The organism is Sphingobium soli (assembly GCF_020782245.1).
GTDB lineage: Bacteria > Pseudomonadota > Alphaproteobacteria > Sphingomonadales > Sphingomonadaceae > Sphingobium > Sphingobium soli.
The window spans coordinates 224832-246699 of record NZ_JAJGNP010000002.1; the positions used below are offsets into that span (position 1 = coordinate 224832).

The window sequence follows — 21868 nt, forward strand, 5'->3', positions numbered from 1 at the left end:
GAACAAAATATAATGGAGTAGATGGATATGTTCGACCTGACAGGCATGACCGCGCTGGTGACTGGCGCATCAGGTGGGATCGGTTCTTCGATCGCCAAGGCGTTGGCGGCACAGGGCGCGACGCTGGCGCTGTCCGGCAGCAATGAGGACAAGCTCAAAGCCTTCGCCGCGGAATTGGGCGGCGACCACAAGACGGTCGTGTGCAACCTCTCCGACCCCGCATCCGTCGACGCGCTCGTGCCCCAGGCGGTCGAGGCGCTGGGCGGCAAGATCGACATTCTGGTCAACAATGCCGGCATCACGCGCGACAATCTGATCCTGCGGATGAAGGACGAGGAATGGAGCCAGGTGATCCAGGTCAATCTGGAGGCCGCCTTCCGCCTGTGCCGCGCGGCCGCCAAGCCGATGATGAAGGCGCGCTTTGGCCGCATCATTTCCATCACGTCGGTCGTGGGCGTCACCGGCAATCCGGGGCAGGCCAATTATTGCGCGTCCAAGGCGGGCATCATCGGCATGTCCAAGTCGCTGGGCCAGGAACTGGCGAGCCGTGGCGTGACCGTCAATTGCGTCGCGCCCGGCTTCATCCGGTCAGCCATGACCGATGCGCTTAATGACACGCAAAAGAGCGCGATCCTGGCCAAGATTCCGGCGGGCGACCTGGGCGGTGGGGATGACATCGGCGCGGCCGTCGTCTACCTCGCCAGCAGGGAAGCGGGCTATGTCACGGGGCAGACGCTGCACGTGAATGGCGGCATGGCGATGATCTGACCAAGGCGGGGGAGGGGCATCTTATTGGATGCCCCTTCTGCCGATCATTGGAAAAGGATCATGCCTCTATCCCCTCCAGCGCGGTAAAGCGCTGCGACCATAAAGCGCCATAGACCGCCATCCACTGCACCACAGGGGCAAGGCCCTTGGCGCGCGCGGCATAGAAGGTTTCCCGACCCGCCCGGCGGACGGTCACGAGTTCGGCGCGCTTGAGCTTGGCCATGTGGCGCGACACCATGGGTTGCGATACGCCCGATATGGCGGTCAGCGCGTGGACGCTCTGTTCGCCCTCGCGCACCAGATGTTCCAGCAACGCGCGGCGGGTGCCATCGGACAGGGCCTTGAACTGCGCGTCGATGGTAGCGCTGCGATCGTCCTGCAATATCTTCGTCATGGAAATGCCATAACCATAGGGTTATGAATGATGCAAGCTCGGTCGCGATCAGGCGCCCTTTGGCGGCGTTAACCAAAAAAAGTCGCGTCCATTCTGTGGGTGAGTCTTTTGAGTCACACCGCCCGATATGGAGTCTGGCGGGCCGCGAACGACTCAATATCTTGTGGGTCCCCGCTTCGTTCTCCCCATCATTAACCAATATGCCAAGTCCGTGGCTTAAGCTGCGGATCTTGACGCCGGACTCCGCAGGACTCATCGCATGGTCCTCAAGGAACATATGGGGGCAAGCAGCATGGGTGTCATGGAACGGGTCGCGGCGCCGCGACGAAAAAAGGCGGTTGCGCCGGTTGCGATCGAGGCGGCGCCGGTCCCGGTCGACACCTTGCTGCGTGGCGACTGCATCGCGCAGATGGCGTCGCTGCCCGACAAGTGCATCGACATGATCTTTGCCGACCCGCCTTATAATCTTCAACTGGGCGGCGACCTGTTCCGGCCGGAAGGCAGCCGGGTCGATGCGGTCGATAATGACTGGGACAAGTTCGACACGCTGGGGTCCTATGACCGCTTCACCAAGGCGTGGCTGCGCGAGGCGCGTCGCATCCTGAAGCCCAATGGCACCATCTGGGTGATCGGCAGCTACCACAATATCTTTCGCGTGGGCTCCGCGCTTCAGGATGAAGGCTTCTGGATCCTCAACGACATCATCTGGCGCAAGGCCAACCCCATGCCCAATTTCAAGGGCACCCGCTTTACGAACGCGCATGAAACGCTGATCTGGGCGAGCCAGGGCGAGGATGCGAAATATACGTTCAACTACAAGGCTATGAAGACGCTGAACGACGAATTGCAGATGCGGTCTGACTGGGTGCTGCCGATCTGCGGCGGGCAGGAGCGGTTGAAGCGCAACGGGACGAAGGCGCATCCGACGCAAAAACCCGAATCGCTGCTCTACCGCGTGCTGCTGTCCTGCACCAAGCCGGGCGACGTGGTGCTCGATCCCTTTTTTGGCACCGGCACCACCGGCGCGGTCGCCAAGCGCCTTGGCCGGCGCTGGATCGGCATTGAGCGCGAAGAGGATTATATCGAAGTAGCACTGGAGCGCATCGCCGATGCGCTGCCGCTTGATGAATCGGCGCTCACCATCATGCAAAGCGCGCGTAGCCAGCCCAAGGTCGCGTTCGGCACGCTGGTGGAAACCGGCTATCTGAAGCCCGGCGCGATCCTCACCGACGCCAAGCGCCGCTGGCAGGCGCAGGTGCGGGCCGACGGTTCGCTGGCGGTCGGGACCGACAGCGGCTCCATCCACAAGATGGGCGCCACGCTTCAAGGAGCGCCGAGCTGCAATGGCTGGACCTTCTGGCATTATGAGGCGGAGGGCGGCTTGAAGCCCATCGACGCGCTGCGCCAGACCTATTTGCTCGCCAACGAGCCGTAATCGGCGCGGAGACCATATGGTTGCCATGCATCCCATCCCCGCCGACGCGCGCCTCATCCTCAAGCCCATATGGTTCGTGCCGACGCCGATCGGACTGGCCGATGGTGCGGCCGTCCGCATGGGTAATGGGCTGATCTGGTTTCAGGGCTATGAGCTGAGCGCGTTCAGCGGCGCGCAGCGGATCGCGCGGAAGACCATCCCCGTCGCGGATTTCGATACAGCGGTGGCGTCGCTGCCTGAACCCTTGGCGGTGCGGGCGCGGTGCCTCGCCGCGAACATCTCCGCGCCGCGTCCGCCGCTTGCCCTGGGCGATCGCACGATCCGGTTCGATGCGCCGCAGGTGATGGCGATCCTCAACATCACGCCGGACAGTTTTTCCGATGGCGGCGCGCATATGGACGATCCGCAGGCGGCGGCCGACGCTGGCTTTGGCATGGCGGCGGCGGGGGCGGCGCTGATCGACGTGGGCGGGGAATCCACCCGGCCAAAGGCCGCGAAGGTCTGGGAAGGCGACGAGATCAAGCGGGTCGTACCGGTCATCGAAAGGCTGGCCGCGTCGGGCGTTCCGGTGTCGATCGACACGCGCAAGGCGGCGGTGATGGAAACCGCGCTCGCCGCCGGGGCCGGCATCGTCAACGATGTGAGCGCGCTGGCGCATGATCCGCGCAGCCTGGAGGTGGTCGCACGCGCGGGTTGCCCGGTCATATTGATGCATGCGCCATCGGCCGGCGATGACCCGCATCATAATCCCGCCGGCTATGGCGATGTGGTCGCCGATGTGTTCTATCATCTGGAGGCGCGCATCAAGGCGTGCCTCGATGCTGGGATCGCGCGCGAGCGCATCATGGTCGATCCGGGGCTGGGCTTCGGCAAGACCCTGTCGGACAATCTGGCGCTGGTGAACGGCCTTGCGACATTCCAGGGGCTGGGCGTGCCGCTGCTGTTCGCGGGCAGCCGCAAGCGGCTGATCGGCGCGCTGTCCAACGAGGCGCCCGCCGCCGATCGCCTTGGCGGATCGGTCGCGCTGGCGTTCCGCGCCGCGCAACTGGGCGCGCAGATGGTGCGGGTCCATGATGTGAAGGAAAGCGTCCAGGCGCTGCATCTGTGGCGCGGCCTGGCCGACGCGGGCCTGAGCGCTATTTAGCAGCGGGTATTATTTTACCCGTCAGCAAAGCCGCGCATTTGCTTGACTTGGGCGCGCAGACTCGTCATTAGCGCCCCACTTCCGGATGTCGGCTTCGATGTCCGGTTTCATTTTTTTGTTTGGAGATTGGCACCATGAAGGCGCTGATGAAGACCACCAAGCCGGCGACCCCGGCAACGGTCGAAAAGAAGTGGATCCTGATCGACGCGGAAGGTCTCGTCGTCGGCCGCCTCGCTTCGACCGTGGCGAATATCCTGCGCGGCAAGCACAAGCCGTCCTTTACCCCGCATGTCGATTGCGGTGACAATGTCATCATCATCAATGCGGGCAAGGTGAAATTCACCGGCCGCAAGATGACCGACAAGGTCTATTACAAGCACACCGGCTATGCCGGCGGCATCAAGGAAACCACGCCCGCCAAGATCCTGGAAGGCCGTTTCCCCGAGCGCGTGCTGGAAAAGGCCGTCGAGCGCATGATCCCCCGTGGCCCGCTGGGCCGCCAGCAGATGCGCAACCTGCGCATCTTCGCCGGCGCCGAGCACAACCACGAAGCCCAGAACCCCGAAGTGCTCGATTTCGCATCGCGCAACCGCAAGAACAAGGTGGGTGCATAATGTCCGATAACCGTCAGTCCCTGTCCGACCTCGCGTCGCTGGCCGCCAACGCGCCTGCCACGGCCGCGCCGGCCGCTGCTGAAGGCGAAGCGCCTGCCGCTGCGCCGGCCGCGCCCTCGGCTCCGCTGCGCCAGCAGGAAATCGACGCTCAGGGCCGCGCCTATGCGACCGGCCGCCGCAAGGATGCCGTCGCCCGCGTGTGGGTGAAGCCGGGCACCGGCAAGATCACGGTCAACGGCCGCGATCAGGAAATCTACTTCGCCCGTCCGACCCTGCGCCTGGTGATCAACCAGCCCTTCGGCGTGACCGATCGTGTTGGCCAGTATGACGTCGTCTGCACCGTCAAGGGCGGCGGCCTGTCGGGCCAGGCCGGCGCGGTCAAGCATGGCATCGCCCAGGCGCTCAGCAAATATGAACCGGCGCTGCGCAGCGCGGTCAAGGCCGAAGGCTTCCTGACCCGCGATAGCCGCGTCGTCGAGCGTAAGAAGTACGGCCGCGCCAAGGCACGCCGCAGCTTCCAGTTCTCGAAGCGCTAAGCGTCCAGAACAAATGGATTGGGGAAGGGGCTGGTTTTCCAGCCCCTTTTTCTGTGCCTGCGCCGCTTTCGCTTGAGTGGCCGATTGCGATGCCATAGCGATGGTGCAACGGGGTTGGGCAAGACGGGATAACGGGGGATATGAGATATTTCGGGTGGCTGGCGGCGTCTGCGGCCATGGGGATCGCTGCGCCTGCATGGGCGGGGGAAACGCCGCTATATCAACCCGCGCCGGCATGGATCACGCCGGCCGTCATGCCCAAGATAGCGGTTGGCGCCGATGCCCCCACGACGCTGATCCTGGACAATCAGTACAGGATCGAAAAGGGCCAGCTGTGGAGCTATGCCGATATCGCAACCCGCGCAGGCTCCGCAGAGGAACTCACCCGCCTGTCGTCGCTCACCCTGCCATGGGCGCCCGACAAGGGCGACCTCATCATCCATCAATTGTCCATCCTGCGCGGCGACGAGGTGATCGACGCCTTGGCGGGCGACAGGAAATTCACCGTGCTGCGCCGTGAAGAACGGCTGGAGGCGTTACAGATCAGCGGCATCCTGACCGCCACCATGGCGGTCGAGGGGGTTCGCGTCGGCGACATCGTTCGCCTGCGCTATTCTGTGGTGTCGAAGGACGATGCTTTGGCCGGCCATGTCCAGAATGTTACCGGCCTGCCAGCCGCACCGTTTCGGCTGGGCTATGGCCGCGTGCGGGCCTTATGGGCCGATGGCAGCGCCCCGCACTGGAAATTGCTGGCCAAGGATGTCGAGGCCGAACCGGTCAAGAAAGGGGGTGTGACGGAACTGACCTTCGCGCTGCCGCTCTCCAAGCAGCCGGAGATGCCGGCCGACGCGCCGAGCCGCTTTACCCATCCGCCCCTGTTTGAAATGTCGAGCTTTGGCAGTTGGGCCGATGTGTCGAAGACCATGGCGCCGCTCTATGCGACCGGCGGCCTGATCGCCGACGGATCACCGCTGGCGGTTGAACTGACCAGGCTGAAGGGCATGGCTGGCTCGGCCATGGACAAGGCCGCCGCGGCGTTGCAACTGGTTCAGGACAATGTCCGCTATCTGATGGTGGGCATGAACGGCGGCAATTACGTGCCGCAAAAGCCGGCCGACACCTGGGCGCTGCGCTATGGCGATTGCAAGGCCAAGACATTGCTGTTGCTGGCGATGTTGCGCGGGCTGGATATCGAGGCGGAACCGGTGCTCGCCAGTTCGGCGATGGGCGATTTCGTGCCCGAACGCCTGCCGAGCGTTGCCGCTTTCGATCATGTCTTGGTTCGTGCGGTAATAGACGGGAAGAGCTATTGGCTCGACGGGACGGGCCTGGGCACACGGCTGGAGGATATTGGCGACACCCCCCAATTTGGCTGGGTGCTGCCCGTGCGGGGTACAGGCGCCGATCTGATGGCGATCGCCACCCATGCCAATGCCCGTCCCGCCATCGACATAGAGGTCAACGCGGACGAAAGCGGGCATGAACGCCTGCCGAGCGTGTTCGATGCCAAGGCCGTGTTGCGGGGGCAGATCGCGACGATGATCAACGCCGGCCTGGGGCAGATGGACGCCAAGCGCCGCGATGAACTTATCCGCGGCTTTTTCAACGAACAGATCGGCACCGCCCAATATGCAGACGTGGGTATCGCCACCGATCCGGCTTCAGCGACGGTCAGCTTCACCGCGCGCGGCGTCACCACGTCGCCGTGGGAACTGACCGACCGCCGCTATCGCCGAAGCACAAGCAAGTTGATCGACGCGATCAGCTTCGCACCGGACCGCGCGCGACCGGCGTGGCTGGACATTCCGGCGGCAACCAGCGCGCCGATCGGCGTCCGCTATCATCTTCGCCTGCGCCTGCCCCATGGCGGGAAGGACTACAGGATCGAGGGCGAGCAAGATCTGAGCAGAAGCGTCGCGGGCTATGACCTGCGCCGGACCGTACGACTGGACGGCGGTGTGCTGGAGGTCGATGAACGCACCGACGCGACCGGCGTCGAGATCGCGGCGGATCGCCTGCCCGACGAGCGCGACGCTCTGGCGACGGTGCAAGCCGGCTCGCCGCGGGTGATTGGCACGGAAAAGCCGACCTATCTGTGGGATTACGACGCGGCGACCATCGCGTCCTGGCCACAGTCGAAAGCGGTCGAGGCGATTTTCGCCAAAGCGATCGCCGCCGATGCGGAAAATTCTGACGGCTATTCCAGTCGCGGTAATTTTCGCTGGGGCATTGGCGATTACAAAAATGGCCTGGCCGATCTCGACAAGGCCATCGCCATCGAACCGAGCGTCGCCCTCTATCTGCAAAGGGCCTATCGCCGGTTTCAGACCGGTGATGTCGCGGGCGCTCTGGCAGACGGGCGCTTGGCCCGCCAGCTTGACCCCGCTTCCGGTGGTGCGGTCGCTACTGTCGCGAGCTATCTTGCCGAAAGCGGGAAGCTGGATGACGCCCTGGCGATCGTCGACGCCAAGATCGCCATTGGCGGGGAGCAGCGCGACGGCTATCGCAATTACAAGGCCAATCTGCTCGGCACCTATGGCGATGCGACCAAGGCCTTGGAGATCATCAACGCGCAACTCGCTGAAAAGCCGGGTACGACCAGCCTCTACAACGACCTGTGCTGGATCAAGGGCACCCGCAACATCGATCTTGAAAGCGCGAAGCAGGATTGCACCCAGGCGGTGGAGCTGAGTTCGGGCAGCATGGCGGCGATCGACAGCCGGGCCATGCTCTGGTTCCGCATGGGGCGGTTCGAAGACGCTCTGAGCGATCTGGACGTGGTCGTCGCGCAGGAGCCGGAAAAGGCGCCCAGCCGCTTCATGCGCGGGATCGTGCTCAAACGGCTCGGCCGGAACAGTGATGGCGACGCCGAACTGGTCATCGCGCGGCGCATCGACCCGCACATCCCTGCGACTTATGCACGTTTCGGAATCACGCCCTGATTAAATCGTAACGGCTCCGTTCCAGTGGAAACTTTGCAGCCCTGCCAACAGTTGAAAGACTGTTATTGCAATGAAGTTCTTTTGAAGGAGAAGTCACATGGGCGAACTGACCGACAAGGCGAAGGCCGTGGCTAACAAGGCTGCCGGCGCGACGAAGGAAGCGATCGGCAAGGCTACCGACAACGAACGACTGGAAGCCGAGGGCAAGGTGCAGAAGACCAAGGGTACGGCGCAGGATGTGTCCGGATCGGTCAAGGGCGCGCTGGGCGACAAGGTCTGATCCACCGGCCTGAATGAACAAAGGCCCTGCTTCGAAAGAGGCGGGGTTTTTTGTGGTCTAGCTCTTCGACTTAACAAGATAATCTTTGACATCGCGCCGCAATTCACCTGCGCACAGGTAGAGCGCGATGACATTGGGGATCGCCATCAGGAAGAAACTGCTGTCGACGATACCGACGACACGGCCAAGGTCGATCGCGGCGGCGGGCGGCAGGGCGACGATGTAGAGGATCTTGTACGTCCATTGCGCTTTCGGCCCGTTGCCGAACAGATAGCCCCACGCCTGCAAGCCGTAAAAGCCCCAGGCGACGAGCGTGGAATAGGCGAAGAGGAACACCACCACCGCCAGCAGCCACGGAAACCAGGGTGACACCTGCGCGAAGGCGGCGGACGTGATGGCGATGCCTTCCAGTCCGCCATTCCAGGTGCCCGCAACCACCAGAGCCAGGCCGCCCAGCGCACATACGATCATTGTCCCCAGCAGCGGTTCCAGCAACGCGACCAGTCCTTCGGATACGGGGTGCTGGGTCCGGGCCAGGCTGTGCGCCATGACCGCGGAGCCCACGCCAGCCTCGCTGGCAAAGACGGCGCGCCGCATGCCCGCCACGAATGCACCCACCGCGCCGCCGGTCGCTGCGTCACCTGACCATGCGCCGTTCCAGATCAGCGCCAGCGCTGCGGGAATATCGGCCACATGCAGGATCAATATGGCAAAGACGCCGCCCAGATAGACGGCGACCTTGAGCGGGGTCAGACGCTTGGACACTTCGCCCAGCCAGGCCGCGCCGCCCAGCGTCACCAGGGCGACCGCGCCGGCGATGAAAACGCCATAGGCCCAGCCATTGGTCATCCCGGTGACGACCTGAACCTGCGCGAAGCTTTGATTGACCTGCACCATCGGGATCGCGCCGAACAGCGCGAAAAAGGCGTAAGCGCCGCCTAGCGCCAGCCCAAGCCGGGGCCATCCGCGCGCCGCGCCGACGGCCTTGAGCACATACATCGGCCCGCCATGCACATGGCCGCGATCGTCAAAGACGCGATATTTGAGGCCCAGCGTCACTTCGGCCATCTTCACCGTCATGGCGAACCACCCGATGATGAACATCCACAGGATCGCTCCGGGGCCGCCCATGGTCAGCGCGACCGCCACGCCGGCAATATTGCCCAGGCCGATCGTGCCCGACAGGGCAGTGGAAAGCGCGCCCCATTGGCTGACATCGCCTTTCGCCTCGTCCTCATGCGGCTGGGTCCGCAGGATATGGATGGCGCGGCCAACCTGCGTGACGTTGGGAAAGCCGAGCCACAGGGTGAAGAACAGCATCGGCAGGGCCAGATAGAGCACGATTAGTTCGATCTGCGTGCCCAGCAAAGGCAGCTTGAAAAAGACGGCGCCCGACAAACCGTCGACGAAGGCATTGAAATCTTCCATCGCGTCCGGATGCCGCCGGGCGGGTGGATTGTCGATCAAAGATTGCTATGGGCGGGTAAGGATGGACTCCTCACACGGAGACTCTTGCGGCCCCAAGCGACGAGGGACAAGTGAGCAGGCAATATTTCGGCACCGACGGCATACGCGGACGCACCAACCAATGGCCGATGACCCCGGATCTGGCGATGAAGGTCGGCATGGCAGCCGGCACTCATTTCCAGCGCGGCAGCCATCGCCACCGCGTGGTGATCGGCAAGGATACGCGCCTGTCGGGCTATATGGTGGAAAATGCGCTGGTTGCGGGTTTCACGGCGGTCGGCATGGATGTGGTGCAGTTCGGCCCGATCCCCACGCCCGCCGTCGCCCTGCTCGCCCATTCGATGCGCGCGGACCTGGGCGTGATGATCTCGGCCAGCCACAATCCCTTTTACGACAATGGCATCAAGCTGTTCGGGCCGGACGGCTACAAGCTGTCGGACGAAGATGAACTGAAGATCGAGGCGCTGCTGGACCAGACAATCGAGCTGGCAGCTTCGAAGGATATCGGTCGCGCCCGCCGCGTGGAGGATGCGCGGGGCCGCTATATCCATGCGGTCAAGTCCAGCTTCCCCGCCGACCTGCGGCTTGACGGGCTCAAGATCGTGGTCGATTGCGCCAATGGCGCCGCCTATCAGGTCGCGCCGTCGGCCTTGTGGGAATTGGGCGCGACTGTTGTCGCGATCGGTGTCTCACCCAATGGCACCAACATCAACGACAGCTGCGGTTCGACGTCGCCCATGCTGTTGCAGGAAACCGTGGTGTCATCGGGCGCGGACATCGGCATCGCGCTGGACGGCGACGCCGACCGGTTGATCGTCGTGGATGAAAAAGGCCGGCTGGTCGATGGCGATCAGATCATGGCATTGATCGCCGCCAATTTTGCTGCTGCGGGCACATTGCGCGGCGGCGGGCTGGTCGCGACGGTCATGTCGAACCTGGGCCTGGAGCGGTTCTTGGCGGACAAGGGTATCACGCTGGAGCGCACCAAGGTCGGCGACCGCTATGTGCTGGAACGGATGCGCGAGGGCGGCTTTAACGTCGGGGGCGAACAGTCGGGGCACATGATCCTGTCCGACTATGCGACCACGGGCGACGGGACGGTCGCGGCGCTTCAGGTGCTGGCGGCGCTGGTCCGATCGGGCAAGCCCGCAAGCGAGACGCTCCACAAATTCGATCCCGTGCCGCAACTGTTGAAAAATGTCCGCTTTGCCGGTGGCAAGCCGCTGGAGCATGAAGAGGTGCAGCGCGTCATCGCCCAGGCGGAAACCGAACTGGCCGGCGTGGGGCGTCTTGTCATCCGCCCGTCGGGAACCGAACCCGTCATCCGGGTGATGGCGGAGGGGGACAGCGAGGATCAGGTGCGCGATGTCGTCGACCGCGTCTGCGCCGCGGTCGAGAGGGCGGCGGCGTGACTGTTCCAGTTTCTGCCGCCGTTCGGTTCGAGCTTGTCGAGAACGAAGCGCAGGATTCTAGACAAGCTCGAACCGAACGGAAAGTAGTGTGCCATGCTTGAGATGCGGCCTGACTGCGAGCGATGCGGCGTGGATTTGCCGGCTGACGCGCCGGGCGCCTTCATCTGTTCGTTCGAATGCACATATTGCGCGTCCTGTGCCGAGGCGCTGGATGACCGATGCCCCAATTGCGGCGGCGAATTGATGGATCGCCCGACACGCACCGGCAAGGCGCTGGCCGATCATCCCGCCGCGCAGGAGCGGCGCCACAGGCCATGAAGCCCGCCCGCATCCTCATCATCGCCGGGTCGGACAGTGGCGGCGGCGCCGGCATTCAGGCCGACCTCAAGACCGTGACGCTGCTGGGCGGCTTTGGCATGACGGCCATCACCGCGATCACCGCGCAGAACACGCTGGGCGTGCAGGCCGTGCATCCAGTGCCGACCGACATGGTGTTGGCGCAGATGGAAAGCTGCATCAGCGACATTGGCGTCGATGCGGTGAAGATCGGCATGATCGGATCGGCCGAGACGGCCGCTGCGGTCGCGGATCGGCTGGCGCAATTGAGGGACGTTCCGATCATATTCGATCCAGTGATGGTGGCGACCAGCGGCTCGTTGCTGGCGGATGATGCAACCATTTCCGCGTTCGAGAAGCTGATGGCGATAGCTGCGCTCATCACGCCGAATATTCCGGAACTCGCGGCTCTGGGTGGAGAGGATATCGCCGCACGCTATGGCACCCACGTTCTTGCCAAAGGTGGTCACGGCGAAGGCCCTATGCTGACGGATCGACTGTTGGCGCCGGACAGGGTGCTCAAGGCCTGGAGCAACCGGAAGATCGAGACGGTACATACGCACGGTACCGGCTGCACGCTGGCCAGCGCGGTCGCGACGGGGCTGGGGCAGGGGATGAACTTGGTCGAAGCGGTCGAGCGCGCCCGCAAATATGTGCGTGAGGCTTTGGCGCTCGCACCCGGTTATGGCAGCGGCCACGGCCCGATGGGCGCACCGCTCGGGTTTCATGCCCATGCCTGATTTCTCGCATGAGCTGCGCCATCATCCCGGCTTGGTCGCGGGGGTGGACGAAGCGGGCAGGGGGCCATTGGCTGGCCCCGTCGTCGCCGCCGCCGTGATCCTCCGCGCGGAGGATTGCCCGGAAGGGTTGAACGATTCCAAGCAATTGACCGCCAAAAGGCGTGCCGAACTGGAAACGCAGGTGAAGGCGCGGGCGCTGTGCTGGGGCATCGGTGTGGCGAGCGTGGCCGAGATAGACGACCTCAACATTTTGTGGGCCACGATGCTTGCGATGACGCGCGCGGTCGAGGCGCTGAGCGCGGATTGCGCCCATGTGTTGGTCGATGGCAATCGCTGCCCCCAATGGCGCTGGGCATCGACGGCGGTGGTGGAGGGGGACGCCAAATGCCTGTCGATCGCTGCGGCCTCCATTCTCGCGAAGGAGGAGCGGGACCGCATGATGATCGCGGCGGCCGCCGACCACCCGCATTATGGGTGGGAGAGCAACAAGGGCTATGGAAGTGCGCATCATCTTGCCGCGTTGCGTGAACATGGCCCGACGCCGCTGCATCGCCGCAGCTTTTCGCCAGTGGCGCAATTGCTTCTGCTTTAGATTTCTGTGTCTTGCCGGGACGGATGAAATTGCCGGCCCCGGCGGGGTGGCATTGGGGCGGCATATGGTTAATAAAAGCTTATGCGCGCGCATCGGCTGCTCCCCCTTCTGTTTCTGTTGCTTACCGGCGTGCCTGCCACTGCGCCCGCGCAGGATCTGGCCCAGAATCTGGCCCAGAATCTGGCCCAGAATCTGGCGCTGTCACCGGGCGGCTATCGCTGGCTGGAGGACGGCGGAGACGGACCGCTCTACATGGTCATCAGCATCGAAAAGCAGCGCGTCCATGTCTATCGCGGGGATCGGCTGATCGGCGCTGCCAGCGTGTCGACGGGCATGAAGGGGCATCGAACGCCGACCGGAGACTATCCCATCCTGCAAAAGCGGCAATGGCATCGTTCCAACCTGTACAGTAACGCGCCCATGCCCTTCATGCAGCGGCTGACCTGGGACGGCATCGCGCTGCACGCCGGACATAATCCGGGCTATCCCGCAAGCCATGGCTGCATCCGCCTGCCCTATGCTTTCGCTCGTCAGCTGTTCGCCCTGACGCGGATTGGAACGCCGGTGGAGGTGACGCAGGCACGGTTGAACCCCGCGCTCCAGCTTGATCCGCTCGTCGTCGCCGATCCGGGCAGCACGGTGGTGAGCTTTGATACCGACATTGCGGTCGGCGCGCGGGCCTTTGCGCCGGCTTCCGTGACCGTGCCGCAACTGGAGGTCGATCCCGCCATATTCCTGCCGCGCCTGCGGAACTGACGCCGTTATTTGCCTTGGCGGGACTTTGTCCGCACAAGCGGGCGAACCCGAAGAGGAAGAAGTGCTGATGCAGGCCAGTCGCATGTCCACCCGATCTCTGGCCGTGGCGATCCTGTCGACCATTGTCGAATGGTATGATTTCACCCTGTATCTCTACATCGCCACGCTTCTGTCCCGCATTTTCTATGGCGGCGGGGCGAGCGGGCTGGGGGAGGCGCTGGCTGGCTTTGCCCTTGCCTATGCGATGCGGCCGCTGGGCGCGATCGTTTTCGGCCATGTCGGGGATCGCTATGGCCGGCGACTGACGATGCTACTGTCCATGAGCATGATGACTGTAGCAATGCTGGCGACGGCGCTGCTGCCCACTTATGCGCAGATCGGTCCGGCGGCGGGATGGATGCTGCTGGCGTTGCGCTGCCTCATGGCCTTCTCGGTCGGGGGCGAATATACCGGCGTCGTCGCCTATCTGCTGGAAGGGGCGCGAGCCGAGCGGCGCGGTTTTGTGACCTCTCTCGCATCGGCCGCCAGCGAGATCGGGGCGCTGCTGGCAGCGGGCATTGCGGCAGCGACGGTCGCGCTGCTGGACGACGCCGCGCTGATGGCGTGGGGCTGGCGCATTCCCTTCTTTGCCGGAGCGGCGATGGCCGGGGTGATCGTGCTCGCGCGCTCAACGATCGAGGAATCGCCCGACTTTCTGCGCCAGCAGCGCGAACGGAAAGTGCCCGGCAATCCCCTACGGGATAGCCTGACCCATCAGCGCCTGGCCATCATGCGCGGCTTTGCCATATCGGCGCTTGGGTCGATCACTTATTATGTCGGGATCACCTATGTGCCGAGCTTCCTGACCGGAACGGGCGTGATGCAGGAGGGGGCGGCGCTTTGGCTTTCGACGGCAGCGGCCCTGGTGGTGATCCTTGTGACGCCCTTTGTCGGGGCTTTGGCCGACCGGGTCGGGCGGCGGCCAGTGCTGTTGGCCCTAGGGATTGGAGGTGCTGTGCTGCCCATCCCGATGTTTTTCCTGATGGCGCAGGCGGGCGGCGGCGCGCTACTGGGAGCCGTGCTGCTCGCCGCGCTGGGCGGCGGGGTGAGCGCCGTCGGCGCGGTGACGACGGCCGAGCAATTTCCCGGCGAAGGGCGCCTGACCGGACTGGCGCTGGGTGCGACGAGCGCAACGGCGATCTTCGGAGGACTGGCGCCGTGGCTCGCGCACCTGCTGATCGAACGGACGGGCTGGATGCTGGCGCCGGGCGCGATGATCGCGCTCGTCGCGCTATGCGTACTGCCAGTGCTCATTCGGCTTCCTGAAACGGCGCCGGCGCGTTTGCAATGATTCGAGAAGTCCTGGCAAAACACGCGTCGGCCATCTTGCGCATCCGGCATCTTCGCCGCCTGAATGGTCCGTCGGGGTGGCCAGCCGGTTTACGCACCGTCTTGCGCTACCCCTTGGCTCAGGCGCATATTTTTTCCGCGGGGCGTCGAGGGTTTGCGCGCGCGAACGCGTAAGCAAGGCATGGATGGAGACAGGATGATGGCCGATCTGGATCATTGGCTGAACGCGATACGGTCGGAGCCCTCGGACGGGCGCCTTGCGCGGATGGACGCGGCGGTCATGCAGGGGCTTGTGCGTCATCGCGATCGCACGACCGCGCGGCGCAGCTTGATGCTGGCCGGGCTGCTGGCGATCGGGGTCGGATGGGCAGGCAGTCTGGTCCCCGGCGCGCCTGCGCAGGCGACTTCGCCTCCCATAGGCATGTCGGATTACGCGCCTTCAAGTCTGCTCGGCCAATGACGCCGGGCCGCTATGCTCTCGTGGCGGTGGTGGCTTTTGCCGCAGCCCTGGCGGCTGTGCTGTTGGCGCGCACCTGGCTTGCCCCGCAGCCCCGCGTCGAAAGCCAGGTGCATGCGCTGCTACACGAAAAGCTGGATCTCGATCCGGCGCAGCAGGCTCGCATCCAACAGCTTGAGGACAGCTTTGCCACGCGGCGCGAGGCGCTGGAGGCGGAAATGCGCGCCGACAATCAGCGGATGGCGCGGGCGATCCAAACCGAACATGGCTATGGACCGCAGGTCGCGGCCGCCGTTGACCGGACGCATCATGTGATGGGGCAGCTGCAGAAGGAGACGCTCCAGCATATTTTCGCGATGCGAGATGTCCTGCGGCCCGATCAGGCGGCGCAGTTCGATGCCGCCATCGTCAAGGCGCTGACACAGCCCGCCCGGTGACGCTGGCCGACGCCGATGACCGGGTGCTTGCGGCGCGTGCACAGGCGGGGGAGCAGGCGGCCTACGCGATGCTGATGCAGCGGCATCGCGATGCCATGTGGCGTCTTGCCAGGGGGCATGTGGGCGATGCGGACCAAGCGCTCGACATCACGCAGGATGCGTTCATCGCCGCCTTTGCCGCGATCGGCCGGTATGACGCATCCCGCCCGTTTCGGGCGTGGATGGCGCGCATCACGATCAACAAATGCCGGGACTGGGCAAGGCGCCGGGCCGTTCGGCGCTTCTTCACGCTGGCCAAGCCGCTCGACGAAGCGACGCATGTTGCAGACCTGTCGGCGTCGCCCGAAGAGGCGCTGGCGTCCGCCGACGCCGTTGCCCGCATCAATGCCGCCATCGCGGCGCTGCCGGCCAATCTCAAGGAAGTGCTGTTGCTCCGCACGATCGAGGTCATGAGCCAGGCGGATACCGCGCATCTGCTGGGGATCAGTGAAAAGGCGGTCGAAACACGGCTGTATCGCGCGCGGTCGAAATTGAGTGAAATGTTGAGGGATGGCAGCGGCGAGCGCGTATAGGGCGGCATGACCAGCCTTGCCCTAGACCGACGCACCCTCATCCGCAGTGCGGCCGCGCTTCCGCTGGCCCGCGCCTTTCCAGCCTGGGCGCAGAGCGGCACTGCCGGCCTTCGTCCCACTCCCGGCATCCTGTCGGGGGACAGGATCGAGCTGGCCGTAAGCGAAAGTCATTTCACGACCGGGGGACGTTCCGCCCACGCCGTCACCATCAACGGCACCTTGCCAGCGCCGCTCATCCGGTTGAAGGAAGGACAGAATGTCCAGTTGGTCGTGCACAACCTGCTGAAGGAGGACACGTCGATCCACTGGCACGGGTTGATCGTGCCGTTCCACATGGACGGCGTGCCGGGCATCAGCTTTCCCGGCATCCGCCCCGGCGAGACGTTCACTTATGAATTTCCGATCCGCCAGTCCGGCACCTACTGGTATCACAGCCATTCGGGGATGCAGGAGGCGATGGGCCATTATGGCCCGATCGTGATCGACCCGGCCGGCGCGGACCCGGTGCGGGCGGATCGCGAGCATGTGATCGTCCTGTCCGACTGGTCCCCGGTTCACCCGCACAAGCTGATGCAGCGGCTTAAGCAGATGGGCGGCTATTATAATATGCAGAAGCAGACGCTGGCCGGGCTGCTAAAGGGCCGGGACCAGAGCCTCAAGGACCGGATGGACTGGGGCAGGATGCGGATGGACCCCACCGACATTTCGGACGTCACCGGATCGACCTACAGCTATCTGGTGAATGGCCATGGCACAGCGGAAAACTGGATCGGCTTGTTCGCTCCGGGCGAGCGGGTGCGGCTGCGCATCGTCAACGCATCGGCCATGACCAATTTCAACCTGCGGCTGCCCGGCCTCGCCATGACGGTGGTCCAGTGTGACGGCCAGCATGTCCAGCCGGTCGAGACCGACGAGTTCCAGATCGCGATCGCCGAGACATATGACGTGATCGTCGAGCCAGCCGAAGCGAAGCCCTATGGCCTGATCGCCGAGGCGATCGATCGGTCCGGGCTGGTGCGCGCGACGCTGGCACCGCAGGTCGGGATGATCGCGCCGGTCCCGCCCCTGCGCCAGCGGCCGTTGCTGACCATGAAGGACATGGGCATGGACATGAGCGGCATGGATATGGGGCACAATGGCGTGATCGACCTCAGCCAACCCGCCAATGACGGCATGGCGGGCCATTCGATGAAGATGCTCGATCCATCGGTTGCGCCCCAAGTTCCGATGGGACCGGGCGTGGCTACCCTGTCGCCCATGCCTGCCGACCGGACCGCCGACCGCCCCACGGGCCTGGAGGATGTCGATCACCGCGTCCTCACCTATGCCGATCTGAAAGCGCTGAAGCCGAACGGCGACACGCGCGCGCCGACCCGATCGCTGGACATCCACCTTACCGCCAACATGGAACGCTATATGTGGTCGTTCGACGGGGTGAAGCTGTCCGACGGGGCGGAACCGATCGCCTTTCGCCATATGGAGCGGGTGCGCGTGACGCTCATCAACGATACGATGATGCCGCACCCCATTCACATCCACGGCCATTTCTTCCAGCTCGTGACGGGGGAGGATGCGGCAGCCAATCCGCGCAAGCACACCGTCAACGTCCTGCCGGGAGGCAAGGTGAGCTTCGACCTCACCGCCGATGCGATCGGCGACTGGGCGTTCCATTGCCATATGCTGATGCACATGCACGCAGGCATGATGCGGGTCGTGACCGTCCGTCACGATGGCGGTGCGGCATGATCCGGATGCCTGTATGGGCGCTGATCGGCGCGGCGCTGGCGCTGCCTGCGCAGGCGCAAATGATGGACCATGGAGTGCATTCCATGCCCGCGAAGGACGCCGCGACCGCCCCGGCGATGGATAGCGTGGCCCCGCCGGCGCCAACGGATCACGCCGCCGACGCGGTCTACGATCCTGTGGTCATGGCCCGTATCCGCGCTGAGATGATTCGGGAAAATGGCGGCATGACCTATTCCCAGTTGATGATCGACCGGCTGGAGTATCGCGCGCTGAGCGGCGGCGACGGCTATCATTGGGAGGGCGAAGGCTGGATCGGGGGCGACGTCAACCGCCTGGCGATCAAGTCGGAGGGCGAGGGGGAGACCGGCGGTCGGCTGGAAAGCGCCGAATTGCAGCTCCTCTACAGCCGCGCGATCGACCCGTGGTGGAACATCGTTGGTGGCATGCGCCAGGATTTTCGCCCCCGGCCCGAGCGGACTTACGCGACCATCGGGATCGAGGGGCTGGCCCCATATTGGTTCGAGGTGGAGGGGCAATTGTTCATGTCGACCAGGGGTGACGCCCATGCCCGGCTGGAGGCAAGCTATGACCAGCGCATCACCCAGCGGCTGATCCTGCAACCGGCGATGGAAGTGAATGTCGCAGCGCAGGACGTTCCCGAACTGGGGATCGGCTCGGGGCTTTCCGACATCGAACTGGGCCTGCGATTGCGCTATGAATTCGCGCGCGAGTTCGCCCCCTATGTCGGCGTGAACTGGGACCGTAAGCTGGGGGATACGGCCCGCTATGCTCGACGGGTGGGGGATGATCCGGCTGCGGCAAGTCTGATCATGGGGCTGCGGTTCTGGTTCTAGGGCAGCGCGCGGCATAAGTGCGGACTGGCAGCCCGCCGTCCGCCACCGCCAACACCCGATCGCGCAAATCCATTGAGTAACCTGCCTTGGTCGCCAACTTCTCGCCGCCTGCGGCGTGATGGCCCAGCTATGAATCATATGATCAGCGAAAAAGGGAATTCCTCATGATTCCACCCATCGTGAAACCGATCCAAACCGTCAAAAGAGTATAAAGTGGAAAAGCGCGAGAGTTCATCTCAGCCTCAAAGGGTAAACCCTTGAAATCTGGTGACCCCTACGGGAATCGAACCCGTGTTTCAGCCGTGAGAGGGCCGCGTCCTAACCGCTAGACGAAGGGGCCTTGGGGCCGCTTGGGCGGCCGGCAGGGGGAGCGCTTTACCAGTCCTGGGCGATGCGTCAAGAGAAAGCCGTGTCGCGGCGATCAGCGCTCCATAAAAAACCACCCCATGCAAGCATGGGGTGGCCTAGGTTCAGGGAGGAGACGCCTCCAAAGGGGGAGGCGCCCATACGGCACACCCGAAAGGGGGGCAGGTGCGCCGCATGTTTGAGAGATAGGATAGTGACGGTCGCCTTTCAAGAGGGAAGCGCCGTCCCACCTACCAAAGTCGTATGCCCCGGTGATTTCCGTCCGGTTCTCAGTTCTCGGCGGACACCGGCGCGACGGGCGCGGGCGCGTTGATCGGGCCCTTGCCCAGATTGATCTGCGCTTCGAAAATTTCGCGCATCAGCTGGAGCGAAAAGAGATGCGCGTAGATCAGCGGCAGCATGCCGCTCTGATTGATCTTGCGCAGCTGATCACCGCGCAGGTCGCGCAGCTTTTCCTCATTCACCATGCGGAAACCGCGATAGACGAAGGGCTGGTCGGCGATCGGGGTCTGGATCGACACTTCGCCGTCCATCAGCAGGTCCATATCCTGCAATTCCTTGACGAACTGCCCGGTACGAGCCGCAGCCTGCTCGAAATCCTCGCAGAATTTCAGCACGCCTTGCGTCAGCTCGCTGGGCTTGCCATCCTCGAAAAGCGGCGTGCCCTCTTCGAAAGCACCCAGCGCGGGGCTGGTGGGGTCGAAGCAAAGCGACAGTTCCTCGCTGTCCGGGCGCAGCTTGGCGAGCATCCAGGGGTAACGGCGAACATAGGCAGGGACATAGGCAGGGCCGCGCAACTTGCCTTCGTCATCTAGGAAGATGTTGACGCCTTCATTCAGGCCCATCAGCAGCAACGGAACGGAATCCGCTCCGGCCGAAAAGATGATGGGGGCAAAACGCTGTGCCGTCACGAATTCGTCGATCGTCAGCGGCACCGCGTGCTGGCTGGTCAGGAACGGCGCGGAATCGACGCTGCGGCTCTTATAATCGGCATGGTCCATCGTGCTGAGCGGCAGCAGGTCATTGTAGAAGATCGGCAGGTTGTTCGCGGGCGCTGTGGCCATGATCAGGTCCATTCTCTCAAATTGCGGCGTTCGGCGCCGCGGTCGGAAATATTGGGGCAGGGCGATAATGGGCTTGCCGCCCCGGTGCAATCGCTTTGTCGGCGCTAAGCCGGGCCGGTCGCGTGGTCATCTTCTTCCGGCAGGGGAATGAGCTTGCCGGGATTGAACAGCCCCTGGGGGTCGAAGGCGGTCTTGATCGCGCGTAAGGCGGCAATCCGCGCCGGGCTGGAAAGCCGAGCCAGTTCTGCGCGCTTCATCTGGCCGATGCCATGTTCGGCCGAGATGGAGCCGCCCGCAGCCACGACCGCGTCATGAACGAAGGCGTTGATCGCCTGACCCTGCGCCGCGATCCAGGCCGGACCATCGCTGGTTCCCTTTGGCGCGCGCACGTGGAAATGCACATTGCCATCGCCCAGATGCCCGAAGGAAGAGGCTGTGGTGCCGGGGAAGGCAGCCTCGGCCGCCGCGGCCGCTTCAATCATGAAGGCCGGCATCTTCGCGACGGGCACGCTGATGTCATATTGCAGCGCCGGCCCCTGCGCGCGCTCGGATTCCGAAAGCGATTCGCGGATCCGCCAGAAGGCTTCGGCCTGGGTTTCGTTGGTGGCGATGGCTGCATCGATGACGATTCCCTGCTCCATGGCCTGCGCCAGGGCGCCTTCCAGCCTTTCGCCAGGGCCCGGATCGGAAAGATCGGCATGATCGATTTCGATCAGAACGTGCCAGGGCGTGCGTGTCTCGATCGGCGATCGGGTACCGGGGATATGCCCCAACACAAATCCCAGGCTGTCGTCGGCAATGACCTCGAACCCTTCGATGCTGTCGCCCAGTGTTGCTTCGGCCAGACGAAGCAAGCGCAGCGCCTGTTCGGGGCTGTCGACGCCCGCCCAGCCCACCGCGCGCGTGACGATGGCGGGCACGAGGCGCAGCGACGCGGCGGTGACGATGCCAAGGGTCCCCTCCGCACCGATCAGCAATTGCTTGATGTCATAGCCGCGATTGTCCTTCTTGAGCGCGTCCAGCCCATCGAAGATACTGCCGTCGGGCAGCACCGCCTCCAGCCCATCGACCAGCGCGCGCATCGTGCCATGACGCAGCACCTGCGTCCCGCCAGCATTGGTGGACACGAGCCCCCCGATCGTTGCGGAGCCTTTTGCGCCCAGGCTTAAGGGAAAACGTCGTCCTTCCGCCCGTGCCGCATCATGCAGGACACTCAATATCACCCCGGCTTCGCAGACCGCGACATTGTCCTGCGCGGACAGGCTGCGGATGCGGTTCATCCGCCGGAGGGACAGGATGAGGGCGGAGCCGTCGGCCGGTGGGGTTGCGCCGCCCACCATCGATGTGTTGCCCCCTTGTGGCACCAGCGGCACGCCCAGTTCGGCCGCCAGCTTCACTGTCTCAGCGACAAGGTGCGTGGAATCGGGGGAAAGGATCGCGGCGGCGGCGCCATGATACCGGCCGCGCCAGTCGCTGACCCACGGCGCGATGTCGTCCATATTGGTCGTGACGCCCTTGGGGCCGAGCAGCGCGGTGAAGCGATCTATGATGTCTTGTCCAATCATGGGATAGGCTATGCCCCGGAATTCATCGACTGTTCAACCATCGTGCGTTAGCGTCCCCATCC

Annotated in this window: 22 protein-coding genes and 1 tRNA gene; 18 read left to right on the plus strand and 5 right to left on the minus strand. The window is 64.1% G+C overall.

From position 1 onward, the window contains the following. The first annotated feature begins 27 nt into the window (after positions 1 to 27). Positions 28 to 768, plus strand: a complete 741-nt coding sequence (gene fabG, locus LL253_RS03775) for a 3-oxoacyl-[acyl-carrier-protein] reductase (RefSeq protein WP_228220407.1) — start codon at positions 28 to 30, stop codon at positions 766 to 768. A 58-nt stretch (positions 769 to 826) separates the two neighbouring features. Here fabG and LL253_RS03780 read toward each other — a convergent pair whose 3' ends face one another. Next, entirely contained in the window at positions 827 to 1162 is a 336-nt protein-coding gene (locus LL253_RS03780) for an ArsR/SmtB family transcription factor (RefSeq protein WP_009821310.1), read from the minus strand. 292 nt (positions 1163 to 1454) lie between these two features. Here LL253_RS03780 and LL253_RS03785 point away from each other — a divergent pair, with 292 nt between their 5' ends. The 6 genes from LL253_RS03785 (at position 1455) to LL253_RS03810 (ending at position 8113) form a co-directional block, all read left to right on the plus strand. Then, a complete protein-coding gene (locus LL253_RS03785; protein ID WP_323133404.1) occupies positions 1455 to 2597 on the plus strand; it encodes a site-specific DNA-methyltransferase in 1143 nt (380 codons plus the stop codon). Between the two features lie 16 nt (positions 2598 to 2613). After that, the gene (gene folP / locus LL253_RS03790; RefSeq protein WP_228226261.1) at positions 2614 to 3741 is read left to right on the plus strand and encodes a dihydropteroate synthase; all 1128 of its coding nucleotides are present in this window, start codon (positions 2614 to 2616) and stop codon (positions 3739 to 3741) included. 134 nt (positions 3742 to 3875) lie between these two features. Continuing rightward, positions 3876 to 4355, plus strand: a complete 480-nt coding sequence (gene rplM, locus LL253_RS03795; RefSeq protein ID WP_009821313.1) for a 50S ribosomal protein L13 — start codon at positions 3876 to 3878, stop codon at positions 4353 to 4355. Then, on the plus strand, positions 4355 to 4891 hold the full coding sequence (rpsI, locus tag LL253_RS03800; protein WP_009821314.1) for a 30S ribosomal protein S9: 537 nt from the start codon (positions 4355 to 4357) through the stop codon (positions 4889 to 4891). Before rplM ends, rpsI begins: the two co-directional genes overlap by 1 nt. A gap of 176 nt (positions 4892 to 5067) precedes the next feature. After that, positions 5068 to 7833 (plus strand): DUF3857 domain-containing protein, encoded by a 2766-nt coding sequence (locus LL253_RS03805; RefSeq protein WP_228226262.1) that lies wholly within the window; start codon positions 5068 to 5070, stop codon positions 7831 to 7833. Positions 7834 to 7930: 97 nt separating this feature from the next. Continuing rightward, on the plus strand, positions 7931 to 8113 hold the full coding sequence (locus LL253_RS03810) for a CsbD family protein (protein ID WP_009821316.1): 183 nt from the start codon (positions 7931 to 7933) through the stop codon (positions 8111 to 8113). A 57-nt stretch (positions 8114 to 8170) separates the two neighbouring features. Here LL253_RS03810 and LL253_RS03815 read toward each other — a convergent pair whose 3' ends face one another. After that, positions 8171 to 9541: an alanine/glycine:cation symporter family protein gene (locus tag LL253_RS03815; RefSeq protein ID WP_228226263.1), complete on the minus strand. Its 1371-nt coding sequence runs from the start codon at positions 9539 to 9541 to the stop codon at positions 8171 to 8173. A gap of 110 nt (positions 9542 to 9651) precedes the next feature. Between LL253_RS03815 and glmM the strand changes: the two genes are divergently transcribed. From glmM to LL253_RS03870, 11 genes are all read left to right on the plus strand, one after another. After that, positions 9652 to 10992, plus strand: coding sequence for a phosphoglucosamine mutase (gene glmM / locus LL253_RS03820; RefSeq protein ID WP_228226264.1), 1341 nt, complete (start codon positions 9652 to 9654; stop codon positions 10990 to 10992). A 93-nt stretch (positions 10993 to 11085) separates the two neighbouring features. Continuing rightward, positions 11086 to 11310, plus strand: a complete 225-nt coding sequence (locus LL253_RS03825; protein ID WP_228226265.1) for a DUF1272 domain-containing protein — start codon at positions 11086 to 11088, stop codon at positions 11308 to 11310. Continuing rightward, positions 11307 to 12068, plus strand: a complete 762-nt coding sequence (gene thiD, locus LL253_RS03830) for a bifunctional hydroxymethylpyrimidine kinase/phosphomethylpyrimidine kinase (RefSeq protein WP_228226266.1) — start codon at positions 11307 to 11309, stop codon at positions 12066 to 12068. The genes LL253_RS03825 and thiD overlap by 4 nt, the downstream gene beginning before the upstream one ends. Beyond that, entirely contained in the window at positions 12061 to 12660 is a 600-nt protein-coding gene (locus tag LL253_RS03835) for a ribonuclease HII (protein ID WP_228220399.1), read from the plus strand. The genes thiD and LL253_RS03835 overlap by 8 nt, the downstream gene beginning before the upstream one ends. A gap of 81 nt (positions 12661 to 12741) precedes the next feature. Beyond that, a complete protein-coding gene (locus LL253_RS03840; RefSeq protein WP_228226267.1) occupies positions 12742 to 13416 on the plus strand; it encodes a L,D-transpeptidase family protein in 675 nt (224 codons plus the stop codon). Positions 13417 to 13498: 82 nt separating this feature from the next. Continuing rightward, positions 13499 to 14746 carry an MFS transporter gene (locus tag LL253_RS03845; RefSeq protein WP_228226376.1) on the plus strand — a complete coding sequence of 416 codons (1248 nt, stop codon included), beginning with the start codon at positions 13499 to 13501 and terminating at the stop codon, positions 14744 to 14746. A gap of 195 nt (positions 14747 to 14941) precedes the next feature. Then, positions 14942 to 15205 (plus strand): hypothetical protein, encoded by a 264-nt coding sequence (locus LL253_RS03850; RefSeq protein ID WP_228226268.1) that lies wholly within the window; start codon positions 14942 to 14944, stop codon positions 15203 to 15205. Further along, a complete protein-coding gene (locus tag LL253_RS03855) occupies positions 15202 to 15639 on the plus strand; it encodes a periplasmic heavy metal sensor (protein WP_228226269.1) in 438 nt (145 codons plus the stop codon). The genes LL253_RS03850 and LL253_RS03855 overlap by 4 nt, the downstream gene beginning before the upstream one ends. Then, positions 15636 to 16211 (plus strand): RNA polymerase sigma factor, encoded by a 576-nt coding sequence (locus tag LL253_RS03860; protein WP_228226270.1) that lies wholly within the window; start codon positions 15636 to 15638, stop codon positions 16209 to 16211. Before LL253_RS03855 ends, LL253_RS03860 begins: the two co-directional genes overlap by 4 nt. Positions 16212 to 16217: 6 nt before the next feature. After that, a complete protein-coding gene (locus LL253_RS03865) occupies positions 16218 to 17957 on the plus strand; it encodes a copper resistance system multicopper oxidase (protein WP_228226271.1) in 1740 nt (579 codons plus the stop codon). After that, positions 17954 to 18811 carry a copper resistance protein B gene (locus LL253_RS03870; RefSeq protein ID WP_407696076.1) on the plus strand — a complete coding sequence of 286 codons (858 nt, stop codon included), beginning with the start codon at positions 17954 to 17956 and terminating at the stop codon, positions 18809 to 18811. The genes LL253_RS03865 and LL253_RS03870 overlap by 4 nt, the downstream gene beginning before the upstream one ends. Before the next feature lie 265 nt (positions 18812 to 19076). Here LL253_RS03870 and LL253_RS03875 read toward each other — a convergent pair. From LL253_RS03875 to LL253_RS03885, 3 genes are all read right to left on the minus strand, one after another. Then, positions 19077 to 19151, minus strand: a tRNA-Glu gene (locus LL253_RS03875). Positions 19152 to 19446: 295 nt separating this feature from the next. Continuing rightward, positions 19447 to 20241 carry a SapC family protein gene (locus tag LL253_RS03880; RefSeq protein ID WP_228226272.1) on the minus strand — a complete coding sequence of 265 codons (795 nt, stop codon included), beginning with the start codon at positions 20239 to 20241 and terminating at the stop codon, positions 19447 to 19449. Positions 20242 to 20345: 104 nt separating this feature from the next. Beyond that, a complete protein-coding gene (locus LL253_RS03885; RefSeq protein WP_228226273.1) occupies positions 20346 to 21806 on the minus strand; it encodes an FAD-binding oxidoreductase in 1461 nt (486 codons plus the stop codon). Positions 21807 to 21868 lie beyond the last annotated feature (62 nt).